This is a genomic window from Streptomyces sp. NPDC031474 (assembly GCF_055581185.1).
Window position 1 is genome coordinate 36201 of record NZ_JBVIJX010000041.1, and the last position, 7032, is coordinate 43232.

Here is a 7032-nt window from a genome sequence, read left to right on the forward strand (position 1 = left end):
CTCGCCCTGCATGTAGCCACCACGCACCGCGACTTGATCAAGCCGCTGCCGCGCGGGCGACTATCGCAGAGCAGGCGAGCGACCGGACAGTGATCAAATCCGGCAACTCTCCACAATCAGAAGCCAAGAATTCGCAAAACTTCCTTCTCGACTCGGATATGTCAGGTCATCTCCACATCAATCAGCTCTGCCGCAGACAACGAAAAGCCTGTCCACTGGAGCGCCGATCGGCATGTCGGATCATGTCCGACCAGACCTGGGGGTACCTGACGGTGAGATCCACCCTGCGCAGAAGGTTGCTGAGCGCGGCGCTGGCTGCCGCGCTCAGCGCGTTGTCGCTGTCCAGCGGTGCGGTGGCGGCTGCCCGCGCCGATGCGGCACCTGAGGCTTCGTCATCACCGCTGCCTCTGGACGAGGCGCGGGCCTCGGCCAAGGCGCAGGCCACTGGCAAGGCGGTGGCCGTCCAGGCGGCGACCACGCCGACGGAATCGGAAACGGCCAATCCGGACGGCACGTTCACCTTGACCCAGTCGATCGCACCCGTGCGCAAGTACGCTTCCGGCGCCTGGAAGCCGCTGAATGCCACGCTGGTCCGGCGCTCCGACGGCACCGTCGTCCCGTCTCTTGCCACGGCGGATCTGACCTTGTCGGGTGGCGGGGACGGGCCGCTGGCGGTGATGAAGGACCACGGCCGGTCTCTGTCCCTGACGGCGCCGGCCTCGATCGGCTCGCTGCCCGTCCCGAGCCTGGACGGTTCCAGCGCCACCTACTCCGACGTCCTGGCCGGAGTCGATCTGAAGGTCACCGCGGATGCCCAGGGCGGTTTCTCCGAGGTCCTCGTCGTCAAGAACGCCGCCGCGGCCGCCAACCCGGCCCTGGACACGCTGGTCTTCCCCGCCAAGACCAAGAACGTGACACTCGCCGTCGACAAAGCGGGCAACATCGCCGCACAGGACGCCACACACCGCACGGTGTTCTCCGCCCCCGCCCCGCAGATGTGGGATTCCGCCACCGCCAAGGCGGCCGGTCCGAGCGCACTGTCCGCCGGCAAGACCGCAGCCTCGGACACCGACAAACCCGGCGCGGGCGCGCACATCGCGCCAGTCGCCGCCGCATACGCCTCGGGCGGCATCCGTCTGACCCCCAACGCGGGCCTGTTGTCGTCCTCCTCGACGGTGTACCCGGTCTACATCGATCCCACCTACAGTGCCGCGGGCGGCACGGTGAGCAGCTGGACCTGGGTCAACTCCGCCTTCCCTGACACCAGTTTCTGGAAGGACACCAGCTCCACCGGGATGCATGTGGGCTACGAGGGCTGGGAGACCCCGTATCACAAGTCCCAGGCGTACGCGAAGTTCTCCGTGGACAGCCGGCTCTTCGGGGCGACGGTCATCGACTCGCACTTCTACGCCACCGAGACATACGCCCCCTCCTGCACCGCGACCCCGGTGGAGCTGTGGCAGACCGGCCCGATCGACTCCGGCACCACTTGGAACGACCAGCCGGCCTGGACGGCCCAGTGGGGCACGAAGACGGTGGCGTACGGCTACTCCTCCTCCTGCCCGGCGCAGTCGCTCGGCTTCGACGTCACCTCGCACATGCAGAACGTCGCCGACGACGCGAACCTGAGCAGCCTCACCCTGGGTCTGAAAGCCAGTGACGAGCTGGACAAGTACGGGTGGAAGAAGTTCGACCACGCCACCCTCTCCATGTCCACCACCTACGACCACCGCCCGAACAAGCCCTCTGCGCTGGTCACTTCGCCTGCCACCACCTGCACCAGCACCGTCAAGACCGTCGGCGACGGCGACGTGGTCCTCTATGCGAAGGTCTCCGACCCCGACGGCGGCACCCTGTCCACCACCTTCAACGTCACCAAGACGAGCGGCGGCGCGCAGATCGCCAAGCCCACCGTGTCCGCGGTGTCGGGGAAGAACGCCGCCTACGTGTTGAAGAAGTCCGTGCTGGAGGCCGCGGCCGGCGGCTCGCCACTGGGGGTGACATGGAACGTCACCGCCTCCGACGGCACCTACACCTCGCCCGTCTCCGCCACATGCAAGTTCCAGTTCGATGCCAGCCGGCCCGGAGCCCCGGACATCACCGACGCCTCCGCGTACGACTGCGGTGACGACGCAAGCCCGGCTTCTTACCAGGTCGGTACCGCGGCCAGCTTCACCCTGGCGCCCAACGCCTCCGGCGGCACGACCTCCAGCTACCTCTACCAGCTCAACGGCACGACTCCTGTCTCCCTGGCCAGCACCGGGTCCAGCACAACCATCAGCGTCACCCCCACCCGGGGCACGAACGTGCTGACCGTCACCGCGATCTCGGCCGGCGGCAACATCGGCGACACCGCGAACTGCATCCTCATCGCCGCCCCTGCGGCCACCGCCGACGACGGCGACCTGACCGGCGACGGGGTCCCCGACCTGACCTCGGTGGGTGCCCAGGCAGGCTTGTCGAGTGGGCTGTGGCTGGCCCACGGCACCAGCGACGGGCAGCTGACCACCAGCGCCACCGACCTGGGCGTGCAGGGCACCGGCGCCAACGGCGCGGGCTCGCCGACGGACTGGAACGGCACCCAGGCTGTCATCGGACACTTCCACACCGGTGCCGGCTTCAACGACGTCCTGGACTACAACCCCACCACCGGCAGCGGCGCGGTGCTGTACGGCAGCGGCGACGGCTCGGCACTACGCCCCTTCAGCGGCGACCAGATCAACGTCAATGACACCACCTTCATCGATTACGCCGGCAACAAGGCCACCAGCATCGCCAGCGGCGGCAACCTCTACCACACCCTCAACGGCGAACCCGCCACCGGCTACCCCGACCTGCTCCTGATCGCGGGCGGAAAGCTGTGGGACGAGCCCGGCAACCCCGCCCCCGGCGCCTTCGGCGGCATCGACAACGCCTGGCCGCTGGGCGGCACCAACCCCACCGGCACCGGCAACTGGACCGGCTGGACCATCACCTCCAGTCTCATCGACGGGCTGCCCGCACTGTTCGCCCGCAACACCAGCACCGGCGCGCTGTACTACTACACCCCGCAACAGCTACAAGACCTCGCCCTCGAAATCCCGGTCACCCCGCTGCAGATCGCGAGCAGCGGCTACACCTCCGCGTCCCTGCCGGTCCTGCAGGCCGCCTACCTGAACGATGACGGCACCCCGGACCTGCGGACCGTCTCCTCCAACGGCGCCAGCACCGCACGCATCTTCAACGCAACCGCCGGAACTCTCACCGGACAGACGGCGCAGACCCTGATCGCCCCCGGCCACGCCTGGCGGCTCGGCGACAACACCGAGGGCGCCGCTGCCAGCGCCGCCGACACCTCAGCCGGGCTGAACCTCACCGGCAGCGGCACCGGCGCCACCTGGGACACCGACGACGACGTCTTCTCCCCCAACCTGGCCTTGGACGGCGCCACCGGTGCCATGACCTCGAACGCGGCGCTGTCGCTGTCGGCGTCCTTCACCGTGTCGGCGTGGGTCAAGCCCGCCACCGTGGGCGGGGTCGTCGCCTCCCAGGACGGCGTGCACAACTCCGGCTTCCTGCTCTATCCCCAGTCCAACAAGCAGTGGGGGTTCTGCCTGGCCACTTCGGACGCCACCCGCGGCTATGACTGCATCGCCGGCGGAAGCGCCATCATCGGCCAGTGGACCCACATCACCGCCACCTACGACCCCACGTCCAAGGCCATGACGCTGTACATGGACGACCGTCCGGTCGCCCGCGGCTCCCACACCGCGATCTCCGGCTTCACGGGCAATTTCACCCTGGGCAACAGCCTGAACAACGACGCGCGCACCTCGTACTTCAAGGGCAACCTCTCCGACGTACAGGTCTGGAACGGGGCCCCGCTGAGCGCCACCCAGGTCGGCACCATGGGCAACGTCAACCTGGCCACCGCGCCGTACACCTTCGCCGGCGTCGGCGACTACACCAGCGACGGCAAGGTCGACCTGATCGCCGCGGATGCCGGCGGCAGCCTGTGGCTCTACCCGGGCAACGGGGGCGGCGGCTGGTCCACCTCCTCGCTCTACATCGGCTCCGGTCTCTCCGGCTACGCCTTCGCCGGGATGGGCGACTTCGACAAGGCCGGCTACGCCGACCTCGTCGGCCGCGCGCCCTCGGGCACCCTGCGCCTGTTCCCCGGCGACCCCGGGCACGATCTGCTCACCCCGGTCAGCAACTTCGCCAGCGGGTGGAACGGCTACACCTTCGCCGGCACCCCCGACTTCAACCGCGACAGCAAGCCTGACGTGGTCGCCCGCCACCCCGACGGCACCCTGAAGCTGTTCCCCGGCACCGGAACCGGCGCCAGCCTGGGGACGGCCGTACAGCTCGGCGCCGACTGGACCGGCTTCGCCTTCGCCGGTGTCGTCGACCTCAACGCCGACACCTACCCCGACGTCGTCGCCCGCGACACAGGCGGCGTCCTGTGGCTCTACCCGGGCAACGGCAGCAACGGCCTCGGCGCCCGCTCCCAGCTGGGCACCGGCTGGAACGGCTACACCTTCGCCGGCATCGGCGACTTCAACGGCGACGGCAACCCCGACGTCATCGTCCGAGACGACACCACCCGGATCCTCTGGCTCTACCCCCGCACCGCCACCGCCTTCAGCGCCCGCCAGCAGATCGGCAGCGGCTGGTAGGCAGGACCGCGATCTCTCCGGGGCCGCCCGGTGCTGCGCATCAGCGTCTCGACGGCCCCGGAGTTCCCCCATGCCATCGGTAATCCCCCGTTATTTGCATAGGAGTTGTACGTGACAGGTCAACGGCGCACCGACGTCGACCGCCGCCAGTTCATACGCCTCACCGGCGGTACCGCGCTCGGCGCCCTGGCCATGGGAGCCGGCGCCCCGGCCGCCTCAGCCGACGTCTTGGCCGGCCCCACCCCGAGTCCGCGCACAGGGATCCCCCTGTCCCAGGTACTCAGCCTGCCGCGCACCCCTGCACCGACCACCACGCTGGGCCCGCCGCCGGAGCAGTTCACCAGCGGCACGATCACACCCCCGAGCAGACGCATCCCCTACACCGGCGGCACCGTCGACCCGCAGACAGCCGCGGACGACGTCCCCACCACCCTGCCGTTCGAGTTCAACGCCACCGGCTACACCATCGTCGACGTGCCAGAGGAACTGCGTCCCTGGCGCAACCGGCCCGTCGCCAAGGGCGACGAGGGCGCCTACGTCGACGCCCAGGGCGTCCGCATGTTCTACAACGACCCCGACGTGTTCATCAACGGCGACGGCAAGCTCTACGACCACCCCGTCACGCAGATCCAGTACGGCCTGGGCTGCCTCGCCTCGTACCGCACCACTGGTGACACGTGGTTCCTCACCCGCGCCAAGGCCCACGCCCAGCGGCAGATCGACCGACGGGTCGAGACCCGCGGCGCCTGGTACTTCCCCTACCCGTTCAACTACACCCACAGCGAGCACGGCGGGCTGGTCTTCACCGCCCCCTGGTACTCCGGCATGGCCCAGGGCGAAGCGATCTCCCTGTTCATCCAGCTCGCCCAGCTCGCCGACATCACTGACGAAGAACGCACCCGATACCTGGCAGCGGCCGACGGCGCGTTCGCCTCACTGCTGCGCGCCGACGACGCCAAACCGTGGGTGATCAACAAGGACAGTGCGGGCTTCTTCTGGATCCAGGAGTACCCCATCGATGCGCCGGGCACCTCGGACTACACCTTCAACGGGATGATCTTCGCGTTGTTCGGGCTGTGGGACTACTACCAGCACACCCGCAACGAGCTGGCCCTGAAGCTGTGGGACGGCGGCCTGACCACAATCAGCAACTACTACCCCCGGCTGCGCAACACCCGCTGGCTCTCCTACTACTGCAACACCCACCGCATCGCGCCGCTGTCCTACCACCACCATCACATCGACCTGTTCATGCAGCTGCAGTGGTTCTCCGGCCACTACACCTTCGCCCGCGACATGGACCAGCTGCTGGACGACTACCCCTACCCGGACCTGGTCTCCACCGACCTGCCCAGCGGCGGCACCGTCGCCTTCGCCGCCGGCACGTACACCCTCTACCAGTACGCCACCACCGCCACCGGCGCCTACGACCCCGCCAAGGACGACGCCCAGACCGCCACCAAGCAGGTCACCTTCTCCCAGGCCACCGCCGCGCCCGCCACCATGCGCCGCCGCATCCACGGCCGCGGCGTCTACTACCGCATCAGCGCCGGGGCCTACACCGGCTGGTGGGTCGGCGAGAACTACACCACCGCCTTCCTGCGCGGCCAGTGGTGGACCAAGACCTACCTGCCCGCCCGCACCCTCACCTTCCCCGCCAACACCCCCGTCGACGTCTTCAAATACGGCACCGACGGCGCGGTCGGCGCCACCAAGACAGTCCAGTGGGACCACGCCTCCAACGCGCCCTTCGACCAGCGCGCGACCATCAACGGCCGCAACATGCTGCGGATCAGCGCCGGCACGCTCACCGGCTACTGGGTCTGGCAGAACGACGTCACCACCGACGGTCTCTGACATACCTCGTGCGGGGCGGGGTGCCTCACCTCCTGTGGGGCACCCGCACCCCCGATCTGCCGGGGGTCAGCCGCGACTTGGCCGCACAGACCCACACGGCCGCCAGCACCGTTTCCTCACACCGGACACCCAAAGCACCCCCGGCGAACAGTCAGCTAAACGGCTTCGATCCTTTACCGGCTTTTGATTTCGCACCATGCGCATATATCCGGCACCGACGCATTCGACAGATCACATTTCCATCACAGAACACCCTCACCTCTCGCCGAACATCCCGCAACGCACCGTTATGCCCCAACGCCCCCTCCCACACCTTCGGTTGAACTTCTCTTGACCCGCACGGAAACCCACAGGTTTCACATACGATCCACAACACCGCCAAACAAGATCATCTGAATGATCACTGCTGCTCAACACCCTTGGGGGGGGACCAGAGTTATGGCTGGAAAGAGGCGTGCCGAATACGGCCGGAGACGGTTCATTCGGCTGGCCGGCGGCACCGCCGCGGGGGCGGCGG

The 7032-nt window shown here is 68.3% G+C and carries 2 protein-coding genes; both read left to right on the plus strand.

Annotation, left to right across the window (positions count from 1 at the left end; translation table 11 throughout):
* The first annotated feature begins 242 nt into the window (after window positions 1-242).
* The gene (locus tag ACZ5SK_RS45965; RefSeq protein ID WP_334580193.1) at window positions 243-4658 is read left to right on the plus strand and encodes a LamG-like jellyroll fold domain-containing protein; all 4416 of its coding nucleotides are present in this window, start codon (window positions 243-245) and stop codon (window positions 4656-4658) included.
* Window positions 4659-4769: 111 nt separating this feature from the next.
* On the plus strand, window positions 4770-6515 hold the full coding sequence (locus tag ACZ5SK_RS45970; protein WP_334580192.1) for a D-glucuronyl C5-epimerase family protein: 1746 nt from the start codon (window positions 4770-4772) through the stop codon (window positions 6513-6515).
* The last annotated feature ends 517 nt before the right edge of the window (window positions 6516-7032 follow it).

Bases quoted from the DNA above. Each gene is read 5' to 3' on its own strand.
- ACZ5SK_RS45965 (WP_334580193.1), top strand. From the start codon at position 243: ATGTCCGACCAGACCTGGGGGTACCTGACGGTGAGATCCACCCTGCGC.